This window comes from Pseudomonas sp. 1 (assembly GCF_056626735.1).
Genome location: NZ_JBWXMQ010000014.1, coordinates 80,541 through 105,132, shown reverse-complemented (window position 1 = coordinate 105,132; position 24,592 = coordinate 80,541). Strand labels below are relative to the sequence as shown.

Annotated in this window: 23 protein-coding genes; 11 read left to right on the top strand and 12 right to left on the bottom strand. The window is 61.1% G+C overall.

The window, feature by feature from the left end; translation table 11 throughout:
- Positions 1-63 precede the first annotated feature (63 nt).
- The 3 genes from betC to AC1MDC_RS20880 all read left to right on the top strand — a co-directional run bounded on the left by betC (position 64) and on the right by AC1MDC_RS20880 (position 4,182).
- Complete coding sequence (gene betC, locus AC1MDC_RS20890; RefSeq protein ID WP_480393589.1) at positions 64-1,578, top strand: choline-sulfatase; 1,515 nt, start codon at positions 64-66, stop codon at positions 1,576-1,578.
- A gap of 16 nt (positions 1,579-1,594) precedes the next feature.
- On the top strand, positions 1,595-2,512 hold the full coding sequence (gene choX / locus AC1MDC_RS20885; RefSeq protein ID WP_085696585.1) for a choline ABC transporter substrate-binding protein: 918 nt from the start codon (positions 1,595-1,597) through the stop codon (positions 2,510-2,512).
- 101 nt (positions 2,513-2,613) lie between these two features.
- On the top strand, positions 2,614-4,182 hold the full coding sequence (locus AC1MDC_RS20880) for a SulP family inorganic anion transporter (RefSeq protein ID WP_480393588.1): 1,569 nt from the start codon (positions 2,614-2,616) through the stop codon (positions 4,180-4,182).
- 7 nt (positions 4,183-4,189) lie between these two features.
- Here the strand turns inward: AC1MDC_RS20880 and aroE are convergent, their stop codons facing one another.
- Together aroE and hemF are read right to left on the bottom strand one after the other, a co-directional pair.
- Positions 4,190-5,011, bottom strand: coding sequence for a shikimate dehydrogenase (gene aroE / locus AC1MDC_RS20875; RefSeq protein WP_085696589.1), 822 nt, complete (start codon positions 5,009-5,011; stop codon positions 4,190-4,192).
- 9 nt (positions 5,012-5,020) lie between these two features.
- Positions 5,021-5,935, bottom strand: coding sequence for an oxygen-dependent coproporphyrinogen oxidase (gene hemF / locus AC1MDC_RS20870; protein ID WP_007954079.1), 915 nt, complete (start codon positions 5,933-5,935; stop codon positions 5,021-5,023).
- A gap of 147 nt (positions 5,936-6,082) precedes the next feature.
- Here hemF and AC1MDC_RS20865 point away from each other — a divergent pair, with 147 nt between their 5' ends.
- Positions 6,083-7,060 (top strand): NADPH:quinone reductase, encoded by a 978-nt coding sequence (locus AC1MDC_RS20865; protein WP_480393587.1) that lies wholly within the window; start codon positions 6,083-6,085, stop codon positions 7,058-7,060.
- 23 nt (positions 7,061-7,083) lie between these two features.
- On the opposite strand, the gene AC1MDC_RS20860 is transcribed toward AC1MDC_RS20865, so the two are convergent.
- From AC1MDC_RS20860 to AC1MDC_RS20825, 8 genes are all read right to left on the bottom strand, one after another.
- Entirely contained in the window at positions 7,084-8,373 is a 1,290-nt protein-coding gene (locus tag AC1MDC_RS20860) for a phenylacetate--CoA ligase family protein (protein WP_480393586.1), read from the bottom strand.
- Positions 8,363-9,631, bottom strand: a complete 1,269-nt coding sequence (locus tag AC1MDC_RS20855; RefSeq protein WP_480393585.1) for an aminotransferase class I/II-fold pyridoxal phosphate-dependent enzyme — start codon at positions 9,629-9,631, stop codon at positions 8,363-8,365. The genes AC1MDC_RS20860 and AC1MDC_RS20855 overlap by 11 nt, the downstream gene beginning before the upstream one ends.
- Positions 9,628-10,722, bottom strand: a complete 1,095-nt coding sequence (locus tag AC1MDC_RS20850; protein WP_085702237.1) for a DUF3419 family protein — start codon at positions 10,720-10,722, stop codon at positions 9,628-9,630. The genes AC1MDC_RS20855 and AC1MDC_RS20850 overlap by 4 nt, the downstream gene beginning before the upstream one ends.
- A gap of 42 nt (positions 10,723-10,764) precedes the next feature.
- Positions 10,765-11,499, bottom strand: coding sequence for an iron-containing redox enzyme family protein (locus AC1MDC_RS20845; protein ID WP_085696597.1), 735 nt, complete (start codon positions 11,497-11,499; stop codon positions 10,765-10,767).
- Positions 11,477-12,148 carry a hypothetical protein gene (locus AC1MDC_RS20840; protein ID WP_480393584.1) on the bottom strand — a complete coding sequence of 224 codons (672 nt, stop codon included), beginning with the start codon at positions 12,146-12,148 and terminating at the stop codon, positions 11,477-11,479. Before AC1MDC_RS20840 ends, AC1MDC_RS20845 begins: the two co-directional genes overlap by 23 nt.
- A gap of 271 nt (positions 12,149-12,419) precedes the next feature.
- Positions 12,420-12,977: an L-threonylcarbamoyladenylate synthase type 1 TsaC gene (gene tsaC / locus AC1MDC_RS20835; protein WP_085696600.1), complete on the bottom strand. Its 558-nt coding sequence runs from the start codon at positions 12,975-12,977 to the stop codon at positions 12,420-12,422.
- 54 nt (positions 12,978-13,031) lie between these two features.
- On the bottom strand, positions 13,032-14,132 hold the full coding sequence (gene dprA, locus AC1MDC_RS20830) for a DNA-processing protein DprA (RefSeq protein ID WP_480393583.1): 1,101 nt from the start codon (positions 14,130-14,132) through the stop codon (positions 13,032-13,034).
- 79 nt (positions 14,133-14,211) lie between these two features.
- Complete coding sequence (locus AC1MDC_RS20825) at positions 14,212-15,237, bottom strand: LysM peptidoglycan-binding domain-containing protein (protein ID WP_085696603.1); 1,026 nt, start codon at positions 15,235-15,237, stop codon at positions 14,212-14,214.
- Between the two features lie 169 nt (positions 15,238-15,406).
- On the opposite strand from AC1MDC_RS20825, the gene def reads away from it, so the two are divergent.
- Genes def through AC1MDC_RS20800 form a run of 5 tightly spaced genes read left to right on the top strand, consistent with a single transcriptional unit; the run spans position 15,407 to position 19,968 of the window.
- Positions 15,407-15,913: a peptide deformylase gene (gene def, locus AC1MDC_RS20820; RefSeq protein WP_085696605.1), complete on the top strand. Its 507-nt coding sequence runs from the start codon at positions 15,407-15,409 to the stop codon at positions 15,911-15,913.
- 56 nt (positions 15,914-15,969) lie between these two features.
- A complete protein-coding gene (gene fmt, locus AC1MDC_RS20815) occupies positions 15,970-16,929 on the top strand; it encodes a methionyl-tRNA formyltransferase (protein WP_480393582.1) in 960 nt (319 codons plus the stop codon).
- On the top strand, positions 16,926-18,236 hold the full coding sequence (gene rsmB / locus AC1MDC_RS20810) for a 16S rRNA (cytosine(967)-C(5))-methyltransferase RsmB (protein ID WP_480393581.1): 1,311 nt from the start codon (positions 16,926-16,928) through the stop codon (positions 18,234-18,236). Before fmt ends, rsmB begins: the two co-directional genes overlap by 4 nt.
- A gap of 22 nt (positions 18,237-18,258) precedes the next feature.
- Positions 18,259-19,635 (top strand): Trk system potassium transporter TrkA, encoded by a 1,377-nt coding sequence (gene trkA / locus AC1MDC_RS20805; protein ID WP_085696610.1) that lies wholly within the window; start codon positions 18,259-18,261, stop codon positions 19,633-19,635.
- An 18-nt stretch (positions 19,636-19,653) separates the two neighbouring features.
- Positions 19,654-19,968, top strand: coding sequence for a tetratricopeptide repeat protein (locus AC1MDC_RS20800; RefSeq protein ID WP_085696612.1), 315 nt, complete (start codon positions 19,654-19,656; stop codon positions 19,966-19,968).
- Between the two features lie 51 nt (positions 19,969-20,019).
- Here AC1MDC_RS20800 and AC1MDC_RS20795 read toward each other — a convergent pair whose 3' ends face one another.
- Both AC1MDC_RS20795 and tag read right to left on the bottom strand, forming a co-directional pair.
- Positions 20,020-20,907 (bottom strand): lysophospholipid acyltransferase, encoded by an 888-nt coding sequence (locus AC1MDC_RS20795; RefSeq protein ID WP_085702241.1) that lies wholly within the window; start codon positions 20,905-20,907, stop codon positions 20,020-20,022.
- Positions 20,908-20,947: 40 nt separating this feature from the next.
- On the bottom strand, positions 20,948-21,505 hold the full coding sequence (gene tag / locus AC1MDC_RS20790; RefSeq protein ID WP_085696615.1) for a DNA-3-methyladenine glycosylase I: 558 nt from the start codon (positions 21,503-21,505) through the stop codon (positions 20,948-20,950).
- 81 nt (positions 21,506-21,586) lie between these two features.
- On the opposite strand from tag, the gene glyQ reads away from it, so the two are divergent.
- Both glyQ and glyS read left to right on the top strand, forming a co-directional pair.
- Positions 21,587-22,540: a glycine--tRNA ligase subunit alpha gene (gene glyQ, locus AC1MDC_RS20785; RefSeq protein ID WP_085696941.1), complete on the top strand. Its 954-nt coding sequence runs from the start codon at positions 21,587-21,589 to the stop codon at positions 22,538-22,540.
- Positions 22,537-24,591, top strand: coding sequence for a glycine--tRNA ligase subunit beta (gene glyS / locus AC1MDC_RS20780; protein ID WP_085696617.1), 2,055 nt, complete (start codon positions 22,537-22,539; stop codon positions 24,589-24,591). Before glyQ ends, glyS begins: the two co-directional genes overlap by 4 nt.
- Position 24,592 lies beyond the last annotated feature (1 nt).

Sequence of the window (24,592 nt, the reverse complement as noted above, 5' to 3'; positions counted from 1 at the left end):
GTGGAATCCATGCTCAATCGCAGCAATGTCGCATAAATATTCACTATGGAATGCCGCGATCACATGAAGCGCAAGAACATTCTTTTCATCATGGCCGATCAAATGGCCGCGCCAATGTTGCCGTTCTACGGCCAGTCGCCCATCAAACTGCCGAATCTCAGCCGCCTCGCCGAACAAGGCGTGGTGTTCGATGCCGCGTACTGCAACAGCCCGCTGTGCGCGCCGTCGCGTTTCACCCTGGTCAGTGGCCAGTTGCCGAGCAAGATCGGCGCCTACGACAATGCCGCCGATTTCCCCGCCGACATCCCCACGTACGCCCATTACCTGCGCCGCCTCGGTTACCGCACCGCGCTGTCGGGCAAGATGCACTTCTGCGGCCCCGATCAACTGCACGGTTACGAAGAGCGCCTGACCAGCGATATCTACCCGGCCGACTACGGCTGGGCGGTGAACTGGGACGAGCCCGACGTGCGGCCGAGCTGGTATCACAACATGTCGTCGGTGCTGCAGGCCGGGCCGTGCGTGCGCACCAATCAGCTCGACTTCGACGAAGAGGTGGTGTTCAAGGCGCAGCAATACCTGTTCGATCACATCCGCGAGGACGGCGACCAGCCGTTCTGCCTGACCGTGTCGATGACTCACCCCCACGACCCGTACACGATTCCCAAGGCGTTCTGGGATTTGTACGACGATGCGGATATCCCGCTTCCGACGACGCCGGATCAGCATTCTCTTGATCCGCACTCCCAGCGCCTGCTCAAAGTCTACGACCTGTGGGACAAGCCGCTGCCTGTGGATAAAATCCGCGACGCACGCCGTGCATACTTCGGTGCTTGCAGCTATATCGACGCCAACGTCGGCAAACTCCTGCAAACCCTTGAGGATTGTGGGCTGATGGACGACACCGTCATCGTGTTCTCCGGTGACCACGGCGACATGCTGGGAGAGAAAGGCCTCTGGTACAAAATGCACTGGTTCGAAATGGCCGCGCGCGTGCCCCTGTTGATCAGTGCACCCGGACAGTTCAAATCCGGCCGTATCAGCGCCGCGGTGTCCACCGCCGATCTGCTGCCGACTTTCGTAGAACTGGCGGGCGGCAGCCTGGAACCGAACCTGCCGCTGGACGGCCGTTCGCTGGTGCCGCACCTGCAAGGGCGGGGCGGTCACGACGAAGTGTTTGGCGAATACATGGCCGAGGGTACCGTCAGTCCACTGATGATGATTCGTCGTGGCGCCTTCAAATTTATCTACAGCGAAACCGACCCTTGCCTACTCTTCGATGTGGATAACGATCCACGCGAACAGGAAGAACTCAGCCAATCACCGCAACATCGTCAGCTGTTCGACGATTTTCTTGCCGAAGCGCGGGCCAAGTGGGACATCCCGGCGATCCACCGCGATGTTCTTGCAAGCCAGCGGCGTCGGCGTTTCGTTGCCGAGGCACTGACGATCGGCAAGCTGAAGAGCTGGGATCACCAGCCGCTGGTAGACGCCAGTCAGCAGTACATGCGCAACCACATCGACCTCGATGACCTGGAGCGCAAGGCCCGTTATCCACAACCCTGCCAAAACCAATAACGTTAAGGGGAAGTCCATGGTCAAGTTATCCACAGTCGTGACGGTCAGTCTGCTGGCACTGGGCAGCGCATCCGCGTTCGCCGAGAGCTGCGACACGGTGAAAATGGCCGATCCCGGCTGGAGCGACATCGCTGCGACCAACGCCATCACCGGGTTTCTGCTGGATGGCATGGGCTACAAGGCCAAGGTCGACACCCTCGCGGTGCCGATCACCTTCGGTGGTTTGAAGGACGGTCAGGTCGACGTGTTCCTCGGCAACTGGATGCCGGCGCAGCAGGGCTTCTACGACAAGTTCGTCGCCACCGGCGACGTCACGCAACTGGCGAAGAACCTCGACGGCACCGAATTCACCCTGGCCGTGCCGGATTATGTGTGGGATGCGGGTGTGCATAACTTTGCCGACCTGAACAAATTCGCCGACAAGTTCGAGCGCAAGATCTACGGCATCGGCTCCGGCGCGCCGGCGAACATCTCGCTGCAAGAGATCATCAAGAAGAACGACTTCGACATGGGTCAGTGGAAGCTGATCGAGTCCAGCGAGCAGGCGATGCTGGCCGAAGTCTCGCGGGCGGTGAAGAAACAGAAATTCGTCACCTTCCTGGGCTGGACCCCGCATCCGATGAACGTGCAGCTGAAAATGCATTACCTCAAGGGCGGCGAGAAATACTTCGGCGACACGGGGAGCGTCTACACCCTGACCCGCAAGGGCTACGCCGAGGCGTGCCCGAATGTGGGTAAATTGCTGACCAATCTTTCGTTCACTCAGGAGATGGAGAACAGCATCATGGCTGAAGTGGTGAACAAGAAGGTCAGCAATGCCGATGCGGCAAAGGCCTGGATCAAGGCAAATCCGGGGGTGTTGGATAAGTGGCTTGATGGTGTGAAAACCGTGGACGGCAAAGATGCGTTGCCAGCCGTAAAAGCCAAATTGTAACTACGCGGCCGACCGTTCCCACGCTCTGCGTGGGAACGCCGCAATGGACGCTCGGCGTCCCGGACTGCGTACAATGCGCAAAATTTCACCCGAGAGGATCCATGGCCCTCCCCAGCCGTCGCGCACTTTTCCCCTTCCTGACCTGGCTGCCCCGACAGACCCGCGCCAGCGTCGGGCGGGACCTGGTCGTCGGCCTCTCCGGAGCGATTCTCGCGCTGCCCCAGTCGATTGCCTACGCCCTGATCGCCGGTCTCCCACCGGAATACGGGCTCTACGCCGCCATCGTTCCGGTATTGATCGCTTGTCTGTGGGGCTCGTCATGGCACCTGATCTGCGGGCCGACGGCAGCCATTTCGATTGTGCTGTTTGCCAGCGTCAGCCCACTGGCCGTGCCCGCGTCACAGGACTACATCACCCTGATCCTGCTGCTGACTTTCCTTGCCGGGATTTTCCAGTGGCTGCTCGGCCTGTTGCGCTTCGGTGCGCTGGTGAATTTCGTCTCGCACTCTGTGGTGCTGGGTTTCACCCTCGGCGCGGCGGTGGTGATTGCCATCGGTCAATTGCCGAACCTGCTGGGGCTGGATCTGCCGGCCAGGGCCACGGCGCTGGACAGCCTGATGGATCTGCTGCGCCATCTGGGGGCTGTGGATAAACCGTCGCTGCTCCTCGGTGTCGCCACGGTGGTGGTCGGTGCGTTGCTCAAACAATGGCTACCGCGCTGGCCGACGTTGTTGATGACCCTGGTGCTCGGCAGTCTGGTGGTGTGGCTGTGGCCGGCGATGTTCGGCCATGTTCAATTGGTCAGCGCGTTTGCCGGGCGCCTGCCGCCGTTCAGTGGATTGCCGCTGGATATGGATCTGATCCTGCGCCTGCTGCCCAGTGCCGTGGCGGTGGGCATGCTCGGGCTGGTCACCAGCCTGTCGATTGCCCGTTCGATATCCGCGCGCTCGCAACAGTTGCTCGATGCCAATCAGGAAGTCCGCGCGCAGGGCCTTTCGAACATTATCGGTGCGTTTTTTTCCGGCTCGTTGTCCGCCGGCTCGTTCACCCGTTCCGGGCTGAGCTATGAGGCCGGGGCCTGTTCGCCATTGGCCGGAGTGTTTTCGGCGTTGTGGGTGGCGTTGTTCGCGATTTTCGGTGCCGGGCTGATCGCGCACATTCCGATCCCGGCCATGGCCGGCAGCATTCTGCTGATCGCCTGGGGACTGGTGGATCATCGTGGCATTCGTGCGTTGTTGCGGGTCAGTCGAGCCGAGTTCGTGGTGATGAGCCTGACCTGCATCGCCACGTTGCTGCTGGAACTGCAGACGGCGATCTATGCCGGTGTGCTGGCCTCGCTGTTTTTCTACCTCAAGCGCACCTCACAACCCCGGGTGCAGCATTGGCGCGATGGCGAAGACGATGTGCTGCGGGTCGGCGGTTCGATCTTTTTCGGCGCCAGCCACTACCTGCAAGTGCGCTTGCAACGAATGCACGGCGCACGGGTGGTGATCGAGGCGCAGCAGATCAACTTCATCGACTATTCAGGCGTGGAAATGCTCCATCAGGAAGCCCGGCGCCTGCTGCGCCAGGATCGCAGCCTGACCTTGCGTCAGGCGCGCCCCCAGGTGGTGGAGGAATTACGCAAGCTCGAAGGGCCGGAGAAGTGCCCGATCCGCTTCGAGGACTGAGGGCGCCTTACAGCGCCAACTGCCGACGCAATTGCGCCAGAACCGGCGCCGTGTCGGGACGCACGCCACGCCACAGGAAAAAGGCTTCGGCAGCCTGTTCGGCCAGCATGCCCAACCCGTCCATCACCACGCCCGCGCCATGCTCGCTGGCCCAACGGCAGAACGCGGTCGGTTCCTTGCCGTACATCATGTCGTAGCACAGCGTTTTGCCGGGTTCGATCAGGCTTGGGGCAATTGGCGGCACATCGCCGGTGAGGCTGGCGGAGGTGGCGTTGATGATCACGTCCACTGGTTCACGCAACCAGTCGTAACCACTGGCCGACACCGGCCCCAGATCACAAAACAGTTCAGCCAGCAGCTCGGCCTTGTCCACTGTGCGGTTGGCGATGATCACCGAGGCCGGTTTTTCTGCCAGCAACGGCTCCAGCGCACCGCGCACCGCGCCACCGGCGCCGAGCAGCAGAATGCGTTTGCCGGTAAGGCTGAACCCGGCGTTGACCGTCAAATCCCGCACCAGCCCGGCGCCGTCGGTGTTATCGCCGAGCAGGCTGCCATCGGCCAGTTTGCTCAAAGTGTTCACCGCACCCGCGCGTTCGGCGCGGGCGGTCAGGCTGTTGGCCAGGCGATAGGCATCTTCCTTGAACGGCACGGTCACGTTGGCGCCGCGACCTTCCTGGAAAAACGCCGTGGCGCAGCCGGAAAAATCGTCGAGCGGCGCCAGCAGCGTGCTGTAGTCGAGGCTCTGCCCGGTCTGTTCGGCGAACAGTTTGTGAATCATCGGCGACTTGCTGTGGCCGATCGGGTTACCGAAAACGACATAACGATCCATCAGAAGTCCTCAGGCCTGAGCCAGCCAGTCGCGGTCTTGCAGGAAGTACTCGGTCAGGCGCGCTTCTTCGCTGCCCGGCTCGGCTTTCCAGTCGTAGGCCCAGCGCACTTGCGGCGGCAGCGACATCAGGATCGATTCGGTGCGCCCGCCCGATTGCAGGCCGAACAGGGTGCCACGGTCGTAAACCAGGTTGAACTCGACGTAGCGGCCGCGACGGAATTCCTGGAACTCGCGCTGCTTGGCGGTGAAGGCGTCGTTCTTGCGGCGCTGCACGATCGGCAGGTAAGCGTCGATGTACGCATCGCCGATGGCGCGCATGAAGGCGAAACTGGTGTCGAAGTCCCACTCGTTCAGGTCGTCGAAGAACAGGCCGCCGATGCCACGCGGCTCGTGGCGATGCTTGATGTGGAAATAGGTGTCGCACCAGGCCTTGTAGCGCGGGTAGACGTCCGGACCGAACGGCGCGCAGGCCTGTTCGGCGACGCGGTGCCAGTGAATGCAGTCTTCTTCGTTGCCGTAGTAAGGGGTCAGGTCGAAGCCACCGCCGAACCACCAGACCGGTTCTTCACCTTCCTTCTCGGCGATGAAAAAGCGCACGTTGGCGTGGGACGTCGGCACATGCGGGTTGTGCGGGTGGATCACCAGCGACACGCCGAGGGCTTCAAAACCACGCCCGGCCAGTTCCGGACGATGGGCGCTGGCAGACGGTGGCAGGCCACTGCCGAATACGTGGGAAAAGTTGACGCCGCCCTTTTCGATCACCGTACCGTTCTCGATCACTCGGGTTCGACCGCCACCGCCGGCCGGACGGGTCCAGGCGTCTTCGACGAAGCGCGTGCCGCCGTCTTCAGTTTCCAGCGCGGCGCAGATGCGGTCTTGCAGGTCGAGCAGATAGGCCTTTACGGCGTCGGTGCGGGTCGTCATGGCTTCACCTTGGATCGGGCGGAACTGCGCGGCCCCCCGCGCAAATGGGCGCGTAGCATACCATCGCAAACCGGCACGCCGCAGTTGACGAAGATCAAGCATGAGCGTTCGATAGGGGCCTTCCCGAATCACCCAAGGAGTAGGCAGATGGCCAAGCGAATCCAGTTCCGCGCCCACGGCGGCCCCGAAGTGCTCGAGTACGTTGACTATCAACCCGCCGAACCCGGTCCGCAGCAGGTTCGCGTGAGCAACAAGGCCGTCGGCCTGAACTTCATCGACACCTACTACCGCAGCGGTCTGTACACGCCACCGGCCTTGCCGTCGGGCGTAGGTGCGGAAGGCGCCGGCATCGTCGAGGCGGTGGGCAGCGAGGTCACCCGGTTCAAGGTCGGTGATCGTGTGGCTTATGGCAGCGGCCCGCTGGGCGCGTACAGCGATGTCCACGTCCTGCCGGAAGCGAATCTGGTGCACCTGCCGGACGCCATCAGCTTCGAAACCGCCGCTGGCGTGATGCTCAAGGGCCTGACCGTGCAATACCTGCTGCGCCAGACCTATGAACTCAAGGGTGGCGAAACCATTTTGTTCCACGCAGCGGCCGGCGGCGTCGGCTTGCTCGCCTGCCAATGGGCCAAGGCCCTGGGCGTGAAGCTGATCGGCACCGTCAGCTCGCAAGCCAAAGCCGATCTGGCCAAGGCCCATGGCGCCTGGGAAACCATCGACTACAGCCACGAAAACGTTGCCCAACGGGTGCTGGAATTGACCGACGGGAAAAAAGTCCCGGTCGTCTACGACGGCGTCGGCAAGGACACCTGGCTGGCCTCGCTGGACAGCGTGGCGCCCCGTGGCCTGTTGGTGAGCTTCGGCAATGCGTCGGGCGCGGTGGACGGCGTGAATCTGGGGATTCTGGCGGCGAAAGGCTCGTTGTACGTCACCCGGCCGACCCTGGCGACCTACGCCAACAACGCCGAGAACCTGCAGCGCATGGCCGACGAGCTGTTCGGGATGATCGCCAGCGGCAAGCTGAAAGTGGATATCAGCCAGCGTTATCCGCTGGCTGACGCGGCGAAAGCGCAAACCGAGCTGTCCGCGCGGCGCACCACGGGCTCCACTATCCTGCTGCCCTGACCGCCTATGGCCTCTGCATATCGTCATGACAGTGCCGGGGTCTGTTCCAGCGTCATAAAAAACGGCGTCTTGCCGGCCAGGGTGGTTTCGAATTCCTGACGGGCAAGACGCTTCACCTCAAGCCCCAACACCCCGGGCAGCCTGAGCAATCCGCTGGCCTGCCCTTCGACCTGCAACGCACCTTCAATGACGCTTCGGGTGTCGGCTGTCAGTGTGTCCTCAGCGAGGACCAGACGCATGCGTGCGCCCTCGGGCTGTCGATCAATCTGCACCTGGACATCGGTGGCCTGCAACTGCGGTAAAAGTTGCCGGAGTACGTGCAATACCTGTGACTGAGTGACGAGCGCGCCACCCAGTTTGATCGAAGTCTCGACCCGCCCCTCCAGCGCCAGCACCGGCAGGGAGCTGCCACAGGCACACGTCGTCCCTGTGCGCAGGATTCGCCCACGATCCCCGATCCGGTAGCGCAACAGCGGAACGTGATCGGGCAGCAGTGGCGTCAGCAGAAACTCACCGGTTTGCTCTTCAGCCACAGCGTTCAGGGTCAGAGGATCAACCACCTCGAGCAGCATGGCGTCGGCATGCAGATGATAAAAGCCGTGCTCCAGATGGGCACACTGAAAACCGATGGGGCCGGTCTCCGTCGAGCTGTAGCCCAACGAGCGAATATTGAGCATCGGCCAGTCCCGGGCCAACTGGTCGCGCAGCGTTTTACTGCAGGGTTCTCCGATGTAATAAAGCCACTTCAGGGTGCCCAACCGGGCTGCGTCATGATTGAACAACGCGGCGGCGAAGGAGGGAGTGCATATCAACGCATCGGCCTTGTGTGCCTCAATCAGCTCGGCGATGCGTTCCACGCCCATTTGTGAACCGGCAGGCAACAAGCGTGCGCCAATGTGCTGGACGATGGCTGACGCGTACTGAAAGGCTCCCTGCATTTCTCCGGCAGTCAGGCAGTTGATGACCACCTCAGGGCGTTCGTCCATCGCACCGAACATCCGTGCCCCCAAGTGCACGATTGCAGCGTTGAACGCCCAGGAATGGGTGATCTGTTTGCGACTGCCGGTACTGCCTCCCGAGGTCAGGGTCAGTCCACCGCCCGGTGCTCGATGAGAAGCGTCACCGAGCGCGGAAAACAGGGCCCCGCCGAACTCGTCTTCCACCGCCAGAACCGGCAACCGATGCTGATCGGCCAATCCCTGCACTTCCAGGATTCGCGGGTACAACGCAAGGAACCAAGGCAGCGAACGCGCGTGAGCCAATTTGCGAGCGAAGGCCTCGGCCGATATATCCGTTATCGATTCATTGCTCATTGCCGCGCCTTCCCTGACGAATGCCCAGCTCATCGAATCCGCTACGGACGGCGTTCGCCAGACATTCCAGCTGGCGCTGACTGTGGCTCGCGCTGATGGCCAGACGCAAAATTGCCTCGCCTTTCGCCACCACCGGAAACAGCGCGGTAGTGACCGCCATGCCCTGCCGACGCAAATGCTGCGCCAGGCTGATCGCATCTCTCTCGGCCCCGACGCGGACGAATCGAATGGGGGACGCGACGTGATGATTACCCAGCCCTGGCCCCAGCAAACGGTCGATCGTGGCGATATTTTTCCACAGCGCCACCTGCAATTGCCCCAACTCCGGCGACAAATGAATTTTCCCCGAGGCAACTGCCGCGCCCACTCCGCCAACAGACAGTGGCCCGCCAAACGTATAGGTCGACGCATGGCGCCGAATTATTTCGGCATCGGCTTCGGTGCGCACAGTGATTGCCCCGCCGGTTGCACCGAACGCCTTGGACAGCGATGACAGGAGTATCAACCGGCCACGATATCGGTCACCCGCCGCATCCAGCGCGTAACCACCTCCGGCGAAACCATGGATCGAGGTACCGTGGGCGTCATCCGCATAGAGATAACCGTCGAAACGCTCCGCCAGTTGCAGCAGGCGACTGACCGGGTATACACCGCGCATCGAGCCGATGCTGTCCGTCAGAATGATGGGCGTATTACCCGCTGCGACGGCCGTTGAACACGCTTCCTCCACCTGTTCTATATCGCTGCAGTCACGGCGCTGGATCGGCCCGAACTGCCAGAGAATGCCTTGCAGCACTTGCATCGAAGCGTGAGCGGCACGGTCAACAATCCAGCAAGGGCCTCGACGCATGGGATACGAGGGCATCTCGCCGGAGCCGAGCAGCGGCAAACAGCCAAGATGCGCACTGCCCACCGAGTTGAAGGTGACTGTATGTCCCTGAAATATCCGGTTCAGCAGTTCATCCAGTTCACGCATGGGCGGCAACAGCGCTCGGGTTCGTGCGGCGGCGAACTGCACGCCGAAGGACTCCGAGGCGCTCACCGCTCCTTGAATCAAGCGAGGGTCACACTCCAGTCCCAGATAAGAGCAGGAAAGAAACTCGGTCAGCCGTTCGCCACTCTCGAGTTCGATCTCTTTGCCTTCACGTTTGGCCAATTTCAGACCATTGAGTCCGGCATCGAACAATTGCTGCTGATCGTCACGCGCTTGCCGGACACGGTTTTTGACCCAATTGACGGTCGGTTGAAAAGTGTTCATCGGGATACCTGCAAAGAGGGAGTACGGCGATAGACCTGGACTCGCCAGAGCTGGGTTTTTTCTCGCGCAATGTCTGCCTGGTACTGCTGGGTGATATCGCAGAAACCTGCGCAATCGGGTCGCACCACATGCAAATGCCCCCGCATGACCACCTGTGCGTTTTCCGACAGGGACGGTGCCAGGCGCTGTAAAACGTTCTTGCCGGCCGCTGCGGACATGAAGGAAGGCACGTCCGACAGCGATACGAAATCGATGGCTGTTTCCCCGGCGGCACAGTCGAGGATGTCGGCCTGCACCACGCGTAACTCGCACTGCTGAAGTCCCTCGCGGGCCCGCTGGAAAATTGCCGGATCGCACTCCAGCGGAAAGCCTTGTGGATAACGCAGCTCACCGAAAAACAGCATTTGCAGGAAAAAGCTCTCGCGGATCACCTGAGTGGTGAACAACGTATGAAAAATTTCCAGATACGCCGCGCGGGAACTGATCCCCAGGTTGTTGGGTGGAAACGCGCCCTTGTACAGCAGCGAATTGAGCACTGCTGCGTTCCCCAGCAAAGCGACCACGGCTTTCCAGCGCTTGAGTGGAAAGCGGTTTCGGTAATATTCCGTCTGTTCGTCAAGCCGGCTTGAATGAAAAATGCCTCGGCCAGCCTTGCCGGTAAACAGTCCGGTGATCCTCGCCAACCGCTTCAAGGTTTGCTCGAATGCACCCATGTAAATCGGCGCTTCCCAGTGCCGGGACTGGAACAGCGCGAACAACCAGCGACGATCCGCCGGCGGTAAAACCAGTTGCTGGAAAATGGATTGGCGTTGCGACCTCAGGCTTTCCATTCGATAGCCCATGAACGCCATGAACGACTCGTGATCGGTCTGTTCCAGCAGGGCAAAACGCAACCGGCTGAACGCCAGTTGCGGCGCACTGATATCGGTACAGGTCATGCGTGACGGAGCGGCGGCCAGCAACGGCAACATCCGGCCGCCGCATCCGGCAATACCCAGCACGTGCCCGGCATGTCTGGGCAGGATCGCGTACTCGAGTGCAGTGTCTTCATCCCCCAGCGTGTAGTTGAGCCGGTCGAAATAATCAGCCATGTCTGCCTCCAGCCGTCTGATTGGAACAAGGGCGGCCAGACTTCATTGGTTGTCCACGGCGTGAAGGAAGTCATAGCGAGGCGCCAGCCCGTTTTGCCAGGCCTCGAACTGCTCATAAACCGCCTCGAGCATGTTGCCGGTCAGACGCAGGCTGGTTTCCATGACAGTGCTGATCGCATCCCAGTCTTCCTGTCGCTTGCAGGTGCGTTGCAGCATGAGTTTGATTTCATTGAAGTGCTCGACATCAATGTCGGAATGCGCAATGAAGAACGTCAGCTGAGCGGGCTTCAGTTCCAGAACTTCACTCAGGCTGTTAATCAACGGAGTAATGAACTGGTAAGCGTTCTCTGCCCAATAACTATAACCAAGCCGTTGTAGCGGATTACCGGTAAAGGAAATCCAGTATAAGTAGGCGATCAATACATCCGTAGCTGGAAGTGCAGGCGGAATATCGAACACCTCATTCTTCAAACCAAGACTCATGACATCATGCAGCGCCATTTTTTCATGGCCGACTTCTTGTGCCGCATGTTCAAAGCAAAACTTGGCATACACCGGATTATCCGCATGTCGGACTCCGACCAATCCCTGATTTCGTGCATTGTGTGCCGTGTAGTGAAAAGTCTGGATCATGTAGATCGCGTACAAGGCTTTTGAAACACTGCCTTCACGTATGGCTTTTATCAGTCGCGAACTTTCCAGAATATCGGCCCATGTCTTTTCGATTCGCTCATCGAGCAGGCTTAGTTGTTGTTCAAAACTGAGAGGCGAGTTCATCAACCGGGTTCTCCAATGGGTTGGCGAGCAGGTGGGCAGACTGTTGAAGTGCTGTGAGGATTTGCGGCCATTGAGCCGAGAGCAGCCAGTAATCGCCGCGCTGGCGCTGTTCGATGCGCAGGGCGTTGGTGGTAATGGGCGTCAGGCCGAAACGCTGGAACAATCGCCGTTGCGGTGATCGGCAGAGCGCGGTGACCCCTTCATAACCCCGCTTGATCGCCCATTCCGTGGCAGCCGCCAGCAGGCCGTTGATCGACACGGGGAACTGCGTTTGCGAGTGGCTGATCAAGCGGCTGAACTCGACATGGCGCGACAGCGTCGTGGCAGGGGATAGTTGCAGCTGCGTCAGTGAAGCCCATTCGAACGGCCCGGGGGTCACGCGCAATACCGCCGTGGGCCTGTCGTGCTGATACAACAAAAAGTGGGTACTGCGCGAGATAATCGCCAGACGTGTTTCAAGTAATCTGGCTTTGGGTGTCAGCATGTAGTGTTGCAATCGCAACCTAAAATGACGGGAAACAAACCGTTCAAACTCTCGTGTATCCGATCCTGCTTCAAGAATAACGATGCGATAATTTTCATGACGCCTTTTAAAGGTCGTCTGAATCTCCTGAAAATAATCCGTTAATTGCGAATCCCTGATATCCATTTCTTCTCCGCAGCCGTTAACTTTTCGAAGTTTTCTGAGCGCATTGAAATAATGAATGGTTTTAGAAAAATCGCCACTGTGTGGCTTCTGAGAATAACGTCGGAAAAATTACAACAATTTAATACTTACGGATTCATCTGACGTAGAAGGGAAAAAATCGAACAAAAAACCGGACTATAACTACAGCTACATGAGGGAAAAATCGCGGGCAAGCGTAGTACCCCTCGCCATGAAAGCCGAGGAGTACTCACGAAATTAATCAGGGGTGATATCAGCCCGGACGCACGATATTGCCAGTGGCCAGATCCCGAATCAGGCTCGGGTTCTTGCGACCGCCCAGCGCTCCGCCGAGCACCAGATCGACCTGACCACGGAAATACTGCTCGACCCGCAAGCGACTTTTCGCTGCCGGCCGCCCCTGCGGATTCGCCGACGTCGAAATCAACGGCCCCACCAGCGAGCACAGATCCCGCACCTGCGGATGATCGCTGACTCGCAATGCCACGGTGTCATGCACCCCGGTCACCCACTCCGGCAACAGGTTCTGATGCGGCACCAGCCAGGTGTTCGGGCCCGGCCAGGTGCTGGCCATGCGATCGATCCAGTCCTGGGGGAAATCCTCGAACAGAAAATCGAACTGACGAATGTTGTCGGCGACCAGGATCAAGCCCTTGTCCACCGAACGGTTCTTGATCGCCAACAGACGATCCACCGCTTCTTCATTCCAAGGATCGCACCCCAGCCCCCAGACGGCTTCGGTTGGATAGGCAATCACCGCCCCGGCGCGAATCTCTCGTGCGGCTTGTTGCACCCGCCAACTGTTGACCATGAAAAACTCTCCGCAAACAGGTTTCGCGCAGTTTACCGATCTTCAATGTAAAACCTAGCTTATGCGCGCAAACCAGCGGCCGTTTTCGCACACGGCGCTACCATCCATCTCCAGTTCGGACAATGCCGCCAGGACTTTGGGTAACGCCCAGCCACTGCTGTCGGCCAGACCCTCGCTGGTGTGCGGCGCCGCGCGCAACAGATCCAGCAGAGGATGATCGGGATCCGGTGCGGAGGCGGACAGCGGCAACTGCTGCCAGCCGCGCAGGGCTTCGAGAATGTGCTCGATGGTTTCCACCAGCACCGCCCCGTCACGGATCAGTTGATGACAGCCCCGGGCGCCGGGGTGGTGGATCGAACCCGGAATGGCGTACACCTCGCGCCCCTGTTCCGCAGCCAGCCGCGCGGTGATTAAAGAGCCGCTGGCGACACTGGCCTCGACCACCAGCACGCCGAGGGACAAACCGCTGATGATCCGGTTGCGTCTGGGGAAGTTGCTCGGCGTTGGCCCGACATCCAGAGGAAATTCCGAAAGCACTGCACTGCCGGATGCAATCATCGCGTCCGCCAACCGACGGTTGCGCTGTGGATAAAAGTTTTCCAGACCCGTACCGAGCACACCGACCGTTTGCCCGCCGACGTCGACGGCGGCTTGATGCGCGGCCGCATCAATGCCCAGCGCCAAGCCACTGGTGATGACAAAACCGGCGCCGGCCAGGCTGCGGGAAAATGCAGCGGCAGTGTCCATGCCCGGACGGGAAGCGCGGCGACTGCCGACCATCGCCAGTTGCGGTTTTTCCAGAATCCGGGGGTCGCCAGCGACGAACAGCAAGGGTGGCGGGTCGGGAATCTGCGCCAGCAAGGCTGGGTAATCCGGGTGATCCCACATCAGCAAATGTTGATCCGGACGCTCTAGCCAGCGCAATGCATGACTGGCACCGTCGCGAACGTCAGGGCAGCGTCGGGCCTCGACGCAAGCCATCGGCAAACCCAGCGAGCGCCAGGCGCTGGCGGGCGCACTAATCGCCTTCGAGGCCGAGCCGAAAGCTTCGAGCAATTTGGTAAAACGCTTGGGACCGATTTCCGGCAAGCGGTGCAGGCGCAGGCGCGCTTCCAGTTCCGCCGGGGAAACCGGCGACGAGTCAGGCATCATCATGGATCATCCTTGATCGTTATAAGGCCCGAACCTTTCGGAACAAGCTGTGGATAACTCTGTTGGTAACTTGTGAAGCCAGCTAAGGATTTCGCACCTTGTCCAGCACCGCCAGCGAGCGCGATGCGTTCAGCACGAGGCCGTAACTGAGTTTGTCGTAGGTGCGGAACACCATCAGCAATCCGGCGCGTTCATCGGGGATTTTCAGCGGCTGGCCGGTGATGCGGTCACGTACGGTTTCCCCGGTTTTCATCACCACCAGGACGTTGCCCTCCGCCAGGCCGTCGCGTTTGCCTTTGTTCAGGGTCACCACGTCCATCGCGCCGATCTGCGTGACGCCGCGCGGCACATCGATGATCAGGCCGTTGATGTCGGCGGCGGGCGCGCTGGGCATGAAGGTCGAGTTGATCGAACGCTCTTCGCCGCTGAACAAACGGTCGCCGAGGCGTACTTCCTGGGTCGTGCGTTGCAGAGCGAGGGTGGCGACATCGCCTTCAGTGGCAACGATTTCACCGCCGCCGATGTCGTCGGCGTTGATCCCCAGAAACTCCTTGCTCTGCGGATCGGTATAAACCTTGCCCTGGCGGAAGATGCCGTAGACCGACTGGCTCGGGTCGAAATGGCCACGGGCGAAGATCCGGTCGCCAGTGCCGCTGAGCACCCGTTCGGCATCGCCGGCGACGATGTACGGCGCCTTGTCGAAGTCCTCGACCTTGTCGACGATGCGGTTGCTCAGCAGAAAGCTGTTGATCGATTTGAGCGGAATGCTCGGAATCGCCTCCGCGACCGGACTGGTGCGGATGCGCGGCGACAACTTGATGGTGCCGCGCGACTCGCCGCGATTGACGGTCAGACGCGGCTGGCCGTTGACGTAGCTGAGCGTCAGCGTGTCGCCGGGATAGATCAGATTGGGGTTTTCGATCTGCGGATTGGCCTGCCACAGTTGCGGCCACTGCCAGGGTTCGCGCAAATATTTACCGGAGATGTCCCAGAGCGTATCCCCCGAAACCACCGTGTATTGCTGTGGAAAACCTTCCTTGAGTTGCACTTGCCCGTGCGCGGCGCCGGCCGAGGCCAGAAACAGCAGGGCGAGTAGTGATTTCCTCATGCGGTGAATCCCTTTATTATGTGCGTTCGCGTGAAACGCCAGAGCCCCCGTGGCTCGCTCCCTGCTCTATGCTGAAAAGCAAGGAGCTACGTTTCACAACGGTAGCCTGCATCTTCGGACCCGCCAGGCCATCGCCCGACTTTACCTCACACGTGCAGCAATCAAGCTTATGGCCATTTTGAACATCCTCGAATTTCCGGACCCGCGTCTGCGCACTATCGCCAAACCTGTGGCTGTAGTGGACGACGAAGTGCGTCAGCTGGTCGATGACATGTTTGAAACAATGTATGAAGCGCCGGGCATCGGCCTTGCCGCGACCCAGGTCAACGTGCACAAACGTATCGTCGTGATGGACCTCTCCGAAGACCGCACCGAACCCCGGGTGTTCATCAACCCCGAGTTCGAATCGCTGACCGACGAAATGGAGCAATACCAGGAAGGCTGCCTCTCGGTGCCGGGTTTCTACGAAAACGTCGACCGCCCGCAGAAGGTCAGGATCAAGGCTCTGGACCGTGACGGCAAGCCTTACGAACTGATCGCCGAAGGTCTGCTCGCGGTGTGCATCCAGCACGAATGCGACCACCTCAACGGCAAGTTGTTCGTCGATTACCTGTCCACGCTCAAACGCGACCGGATCAAGAAGAAACTGGAAAAGCAGCACCGCCAGAACGCTTGATGCCCCTCTCCAAAGGCTTGCTGCGGCAAGCCTTTTTCTTTTTATGAGACTCCCCCATGACTGAGCCACTGCGCATCGTTTTTGCCGGCACCCCGGAATTCGCCGCCGAACACCTCAAGGCCCTGCTGGACAGCCCTTACGAGATCGTTGCGGTCTACACCCAACCGGATCGCCCGGCCGGTCGTGGGCAAAAACTGATGCCGAGCCCGGTCAAACAGCTCGCCCTGGAAAACAATATCCAGGTGTTGCAGCCGCCGACCCTGCGCAACGCCGACGCTCAGGCCGAGCTCGCGGCGCTGAAACCGGATTTGATGGTGGTGGTCGCCTACGGCCTGATCCTGCCGCAAGCGGTGCTGGATATTCCGCGTCTGGGTTGCATCAACAGTCACGCCTCGCTGCTGCCGCGCTGGCGCGGTGCTGCGCCGATCCAGCGTGCCGTCGAAGCAGGCGACGCTGAAAGCGGCGTGACCGTGATGCGCATGGAAGCCGGCCTCGATACCGGTCCGATGCTGCTCAAGGTCGTCACCCCGATCAGCGCCGAAGACACTGGCGGCAGCCTCCACGATCGCCTCGCCGAAATGGGCCCGCCCGCCGTGGTGCAGGCGATTGCCGGTCTGGCCGCTGGCACCCTGGAAGGCGAAGTGCAGAACGACGACCTCGCCACCTACGCGCACAAACTGAACAAGGACGAAGCGCGCATCGACTGGAGCCGTCCGGCCGTCGAGCTGGAACGTCTGGTCCGCGCCTTCAATCCATGGCCGATCACCCACAGCACGCTCAACGGTGAAGCGCTGAAAGTGCTGGCGGCGACACTGGCCGAAGGCAAAGGCGCGCCGGGTACGATTCTCGGCGCCAGCAAGGAGGGCCTGCTCGTCGCGTGCGGCGAACAGTCACTGTGCCTGACCCGCCTGCAATTGCCCGGCGGCAAGGCGCTGAACTTCAGCGATCTGTTCAACAGCCGTCGTGAGAAATTCGCCACCGGCACCGTGCTGGGCGCAACGGTGGACGCGCCATGAACCCGCGTCTGGCCGCCGCCAAGGCACTCGCCGCCGTCCTGAGCGGCAAGGCTTCGCTCAACAGTTCTCTGCCGACGCAGCTGGACAAGGTCGAAGATCGCGATCGCGGTTTCACCCAGGACCTGGCGTTCGGCACCGCCCGCTGGCAGCCACGTTTGTCGGCGCTGGCGGAAAAACTGCTGCAGAAACCGTTCAAGACTGCGGACGCCGATGTCGAGGCGCTGCTGCTGGTCGGTCTCTATCAACTGCTTTACACCCGCGTCCCGCCGCACGCCGCCATCGGCGAAACCGTCGGTTGCGCCGACAAGCTGAAAAAGCCGTGGGCCAAAGGTCTGCTCAACGCCGTGCTGCGCAATGCCCAGCGCGAACATGAGGCGATCTTCGCCGAACTGGAACGCGATCCGGTGGTTCGCACCGCCCATCCGCGCTGGCTGCAAAAATCCCTGAAGGCCTTCTGGCCTGAACAATGGGAAGCCATTTGCGAGGCGAACAACGCGCATCCGCCGATGATCCTGCGGGTCAACCGCCGTCATCACAGCCGTGACACGTACCTCGGATTGCTGACTGAAGCAGGTATCGCCGCGCAGCCGTGCACCTTCAGCCGCGACGGCATCGTTCTCGACGCCGCCGCTGATGTACGCAGCCTGCCGGGCTTCGCCGAAGGCTGGATCAGCGTGCAGGACGAAGCCGCGCAACTGGCTGCCGATCTGCTCAACCTCGCGCCAGGCCAGCGAGTACTGGACGCCTGCTGCGCGCCGGGCGGCAAGACGTGCCACATCCTCGAAGCCGAACCGGCACTGACCGGCGTGGTGGCAGTGGACCTGGAAGCCAAACGTCTGGTGCGAGTGAAGGAAAACCTCGAGCGCCTCGGTCTGAACGCCGAACTGATCGCCGCCGACGGTCGCGACACGGCAGCGTGGTGGGACGGCAAACCGTTCCAGCGCATCCTGCTCGACGCGCCGTGCTCGGCCACCGGCGTGATCCGCCGCCATCCGGACATCAAGTTGACCCGTCAGGCCGACGACATCGCCGCCCTCGCACAACTGCAAGGCGAGTTGCTCGACGCGATGTGGAAAACCCTCGATGTGGGCGGCATCCTGCTCTACGCCACCTGCTCGACCTTGCCGACCGAGAACACCGAGGTGATCGGCGCTTTCCTTGAGCGTACGCCGGGCGCACGGGAGCTGGATCTGGCCACCGCCGCCGGGATCAAGCAGCCCCATGGTCGCCAATTGCTGGCCCAGCAGGGCGGGCATGACGGGTTCTACTACGCCAAGCTGATCAAGATCGCTGCCGCGCGCGGCTAAACGGATTCAATGGAGTGACTGGATGAAAATCATCATCCTCGGTGCGGGACAGGTCGGCGGTTCGCTGGCTGAACATCTGGCCAGCGAGGCCAACGACATCACGGTGGTCGACACAGACGGCGACCGTCTGCGCGATCTTGGCGATCGACTCGACATCCGTACCGTGCAGGGCCGTGGCTCGCTGCCGACCGTGTTGCGTCAGGCCGGTGCCGACGACGCCGACATGCTGGTGGCGGTGACCAACAGCGACGAAACCAACATGGTCGCGTGCCAGGTTGCCCACACCCTGTTCCATACACCGACCAAGATTGCCCGGGTGCGCGAAGCGTCGTACCTGACCCGCGAGGAGCAACTGTTCCAGAACGAGGCGATTCCGGTCGACGTGCTGATCAGTCCCGAGCAAGTGGTCACCAACTACATCAAGCGGTTGATCCAGCACCCCGGTGCCTTGCAGGTGATCGATTTCGCCGAAGGCCAGGCGCAACTGGTGGCGGTGCGCGCCTACTACGGCGGGCCGCTGGTGGGTCAGCAACTGCGCCAGTTGCGCGAGCACATGCCGAATGTGGAAACCCGAGTGGCCGCGATTTTCCGTCGTGACCGACCGATTCTTCCCCAGGGCGATACGGTGATTGAGGCGGACGACGAAGTCTTCTTCATCGCCGCCCGTGCGAACATTCGCGCGGTGATGAGCGAAATGCGCCGCCTAGACGAAAGCTACAAACGCATCGTGATTGCCGGCGGCGGGCAGATCGGCGAGCGGCTGGCCGAGGCCATCGAAAGTCGCTATCAGGTGAAGATCATCGAGATGAACCCGGCGCGCTGCCGCTACCTCTCCGACACCCTCGACAGCACCGTGGTGCTGCAGGGCAGCGCGTCGGATCGCGACCTGCTGCTGGAAGAGAACATCGCCGACGCGGACATCTTCCTCGCGCTGACCAACGATGACGAAGCCAACATCATGTCGTCGCTGCTGGCCAAACGTCTGGGCGCGAAGAAGGTGATGACGATCATCAACAACCCGGCCTACGTCGACCTGATCCAGGGCGGTGACATCGACATCGCCATCAGCCCGCAACTGGCGACCATCGGCACCTTGCTGGCCCACGTGCGGCGCGGCGATATCGTCAGCGTGCACTCGTTGCGCCGGGGCGCGGCAGAGGCCATTGAAGCGGTAGCCCATGGCGATTCGAAGTCGAGCAAGGTCATCGGCAAGGCGATCGAAAACATCGCACTGCCTCCGGGCACGACTATCGGCGCGATCATCCGTGATGAGGAAGTGATCATCGCCCACGGCGATACGGTCATCGCCGCCGGTGACCATGTGATTCTGTTCCTTGTGGATAAAAAACATATTCGCGATGTGGAGAAACTGTTCCACGTGGGCCTGAGTTTCTTCTGACCACCAGGAGCCGAACCGATGATTGAATCGCTGGAGAAAATGCTCGCCAAGGGTGTGGATAACTCGCTGCTGCGCTTCGGCCTGGGCAAGGGTTATCTGGATCTGGGGGAGAACGCGAAGGCTGCCGAACATTTGCAGCGTTGCGTCGGCTTCGATCCGAAATACTCGGCGGCCTGGAAACTGTTGGGCAAGGCGCAGCTGGCGCAAGGTGATCACGCGGCAGCGCGGCAGGCATGGGAACAAGGGCTGGAGGCGGCCCGGGCCCATGGCGACAAGCAGGCCGAGAAAGAAATGACGGTGTTCCTGAAGAAGCTCGAACGGCAGAAGCCGTGACAGCTGTGGATAACCCGCCTGGTCAGGTTATCCACAATCTCCCATCGCCGATCAGTACCAGCGCGCCTCGCCCGGCGGACGCTTCTTGAAGCGTTTCATGCTCCACATGTACTGGCTCGGATAAGCCGCCACATAACGCTCGACCACCTTGCTCATCGCCGCGCAGGACGTTTCGGTGTCGGTGCTGTACATGGCTTGCGGCGCGGCTTCGAGGATCACCTTGTAGCCAGAACCGTCCGGCAGACGCAGGGCATGCAGGAACACCCCGACAGCCTTGCCACCGGCAAGCATGTTCGGCACGAACTTGCTGGTCAGGGCCTGGGTAGCGAAGAACGGCACGAAGATCCCGGCGGATTCGGCCGGCTCCGGGTCCGCAGGAATCCCCACCTGACCGCCCTTGCGCACTTCCTTGATGACGCTGAGGATGCCTTCCTTGGTCGACGCGGCGACCTTGTTGCCCAGTTGCACGCGCTGTTTGCGCAGCAATTCATCCACAGCCTTGAGCTTCGGCGGACGATAGAAAATGATCGGTTTGCACTGGCTGCAATAGAAGTGGTTGAGCACTTCCCAGTTGCCCAGGTGGCTGGTAATGCCGACCACGCCTTTGCCCGACGCCAGCGCATCCTTGAGGATGTCGAGGCCTTCGACTTCGCGCACCAGGTCGATGGAGCGCTGGGCCGGCCAGATCCAGGCGCAGGCGCTTTCGGTCAGAGACTTGCCGATGTCTTTCAGGGTCTGGCCGACCAGACGCTCGCGTTCGGCCGGATCCATCTGTGGAAAACATTTGGCCAGGTTGATCCGCACCACGTCCCGGGAGCGGTTGGGGGTTTTCCACATGATCCAGCCGATCGCCGAACCCACGGCCTGCACGGCCCGCCACGGAAGCAGGGCAAACAGCCGCAGAGCGCCAACCAGCATGGCGCCTTTAAACTTTTCCACAGGTCACTCCTGATCTTGTGCTGTGCGCGAGGCGGCCATTCTAACCGCCGTTGACGAGCTGCGCGTAGCGGTCGCAGTCCTGCGTGTGATCCATGACCATGCCCGAGGCCTGCATCAGCGCGTAGCAGATGGTCGGACCGACGAAGGTGAAACCGGCCTTTTTCAGGCCCTTGCTCATGGCCACGGCTTGCGGGGTAATGGCCGGGACTTCACTGCGATCCTTGAAATGATTGATGATCGGGCGGTTATCCACAAACGACCAGAGGAACGCCACCGGGTCTTCCAGCTCCAGCCACGCCTGGGCATTGCGCCGGGCGGCATTGAGCTTGAGACGGTTGCGGATGATCCCCGGATCGAGCATCAAATCGTCGATTTCCGCGTCGCTCATCTGCGCCACGCGTTGTACGTCGAAGCCGTACAACACCTCGCGATATCGCTCGCGCTTGCGCAGCACGGTGATCCACGAAAGCCCGGCCTGGAACCCTTCGAGCAAAAGCAACTCGAACAAACCCTGCGCATCGCGTAGCGGCGTACCCCACTCCTGATCGTGGTAAGCCATGTACAGCGGATCTTCGTTGCACCAAAAGCAGCGTGGCATAAGGCTCCAGGGGGTGGAGGTGCGACTGAATCGGGTATACTCCCGCTCTTTAAATCGCAGCCCAAGAAACAGGTGAATTTCGTGAGCCAGCCTACGCCAGCCGTGCGTACCTTCCAAGACTTGATCCTCGCGCTCCAGCAATACTGGGCCGAGCAAGGTTGTGTGGTACTTCAGCCCTACGATATGGAAGTAGGCGCCGGCACTTTCCACACCGCGACATTCCTGCGTGCCATCGGCCCGGAAACCTGGAACGCCGCCTACGTGCAGCCAAGCCGCCGTCCGACTGACGGCCGTTACGGCGAAAACCCGAACCGTCTGCAGCACTACTACCAGTTCCAGGTAGTCCTGAAGCCGAACCCGGACAACTTCCAGGAGCTGTACCTGGGCTCCCTCAAGCATGTCGGCCTGGACCCGCTGGTCCACGACATCCGCTTCGTCGAAGACAACTGGGAATCGCCGACCCTCGGCGCCTGGGGTCTGGGCTGGGAAGTCTGGCTGAATGGCATGGAAGTGACCCAGTTCACTTACTTCCAGCAGGCAGGTGGCATCGAGTGCTACCCGGTGACCGGCGAGATCACCTATGGTCTGGAGCGTCTGGCCATGTACCTGCAGGGCGTGGATTCGGTCTATGACCTGGTCTGGGCTGACGGTCCGTTCGGCAGAGTCACCTACGGCGACGTGTTCCACCAGAACGAAGTGGAGCAGTCCACTTACAACTTCGAACACGCCAACGTCGACAAGCTGTTCGAACTGTTCGATTTCTACGAAAGCGAAGCCAAGCGCCTGATCGAACTCGACCAGCCGCTGCCGTTGCCAAGCTACGAAATGGTCCTGAAGGCCTCGCACACCTTCAACCTGCTGGACGCACGCCGGGCGATCTCGGTGACTGCGCGTCAGCAATACATTCTGCGCGTACGCACCCTGGCGCGTTCCGTCGCCCAAGCCTACCTGCTGGCCCGCGCCAAGCTGGGCTTCCCGATGGCAACCCCGGACCTGCGTGACGAAGTACTGGCCAAGCTGGAGGCTGCACAATGAGTGCTCAAGATTTTCTGGTTGAACTGGGCACCGAAGAACTGCCACCCAAAGCCCTGAACACCCTGGCCGAAGCGTTTCTGGCCGGTATCGACAAGGGCCTGCAGGCCGCTGGCCTGAACTACGAGACCAAAACCGTCTACGCCGCCCCGCGTCGTCTGGCCGTGCTGATCACTGCGCTGGCGACCCAGCAGCCGGATCGCAGCATCAACCTCGACGGCCCGCCACGTCAGGCCGCGTTCGACGCTGAAGGCAACCCGACTCAAGCGGCACTGGGTTTTGCCAAGAAGTGTGGGGTCGAGCTGAGCGAAATCGACCAGAGCGGTCCGAAATTGCGCTACAGCCAGAACATCGCCGGCAAACCAACCGCCAGCCTGCTGCCGACCATCGTCGAAGACTCGCTGAACGACCTGCCGATCCCGAAACGCATGCGTTGGGGTGCGCGCAAGGAAGAGTTCGTGCGTCCGACCCAGTGGCTGGTGATGCTGCTCGGCGACCAGGTCATCGACTGCACGATCCTCGCGCAGAAGGCTGGCCGTGAGTCCCGTGGCCACCGTTTCCACCACCCGCAAAGTGTGCGCATCGGTTCGCCGTCGAGCTACCTGGCCGACCTGCGTGCCGCTTACGTGCTGGCCGACGCCAACGAGCGTCGCGAAATCATCAGCAAACGCACCGAAGAACTGGCGACCCGCCAGGAAGGCACCGCGATCGTGCCGCCGGCGCTGCTCGACGAAGTGACCGCGCTGGTCGAGTGGCCGGTGCCGCTGGTGTGCTCGTTCGAGGAACGTTTCCTCGACGTGCCGCAGGAAGCGCTGATCACCACCATGCAGGACAACCAGAAGTACTTCTGCCTGCTGGATGCCGACGGCAAGTTGCTGCCACGTTTCATTACCGTGGCCAACATCGAATCCAAAGACCCGCAGCAGATCATCGCCGGTAACGAGAAAGTGGTTCGCCCACGCCTGACCGACGCCGAGTTCTTCTTCAAGCAAGACAAGAAGCAGAAGCTCGAAGCATTCAACGATCGCCTGCAGAACGTGGTGTTCCAGGAAAAACTTGGCAGCGTCTACGACAAGGCCGAGCGCGTGTCGAAACTGGCCGCGTACATCGCCGCACGCATCGGCGGCAACGCTTCGTGGGCTGCCCGCGCAGGTCTGCTGTCCAAGTGCGACCTGGCGACCGAAATGGTCGGCGAGTTCCCGGAGATGCAAGGTGTCGCCGGTTACTACTACGCCCTCAATGACGGCGAGCCGGAAGACGTCGCCCTGGCGCTGAACGAGCAGTACATGCCACGCGGTGCCGGCGCTGAACTGCCAGCGACCCTGACCGGTGCAGCAGTGGCCATCGCCGACAAGCTCGACACTCTGGTCGGCATCTTCGGCATCGGCATGCTGCCGACCGGCAGCAAAGACCCGTATGCCCTGCGCCGTGCGGCACTGGGCGTGTTGCGGATCCTGATCGAAAAACAACTGGATCTGGATCTGAACGATGCCGTGGCGTTCGCCGTGAATTCCTTCGGCGCGAAGGTCAAGGCTGCCGGCCTGAACGACGCAGTGCTGGAATTCATCTTCGACCGTCTGCGTGCGCGTTACGAAGACGAAGGCGTGGACGTTGCCACCTACCTGTCGGTACGTGCCCTGAAGCCGGGTTCGGCGCTGGACTTCGACCAGCGTGTGCAGGCGGTCCAGGCCTTCCGCAAACTGCCGGAAGCGGCAGCGCTGGCGGCGGTGAACAAGCGTGTGTCGAACCTGCTGAGCAAGGTGGAAGGCTCGGTGCCGACCGAAGTCCAGGCCAAGTACTTCGACAATGCCAACGAGTTCTCGCTGTACTCGGCGATCCAGCAGGCGGACCAGGCTGTACAGCCAATGGCCGCGGCGCGTCAGTACAACGAATCGCTGGCACGCCTGGCCGCCCTGCGCGAGCCGGTGGACGCGTTCTTCGACGCGGTGATGGTCAATGCCGAAGACGCCAACGTGCGGGCCAACCGTTACGCGCTGCTGGCGCGTCTGCGTGGTCTGTTCCTGGGCGTTGCCGACATCTCGCTGCTGGGTTGAG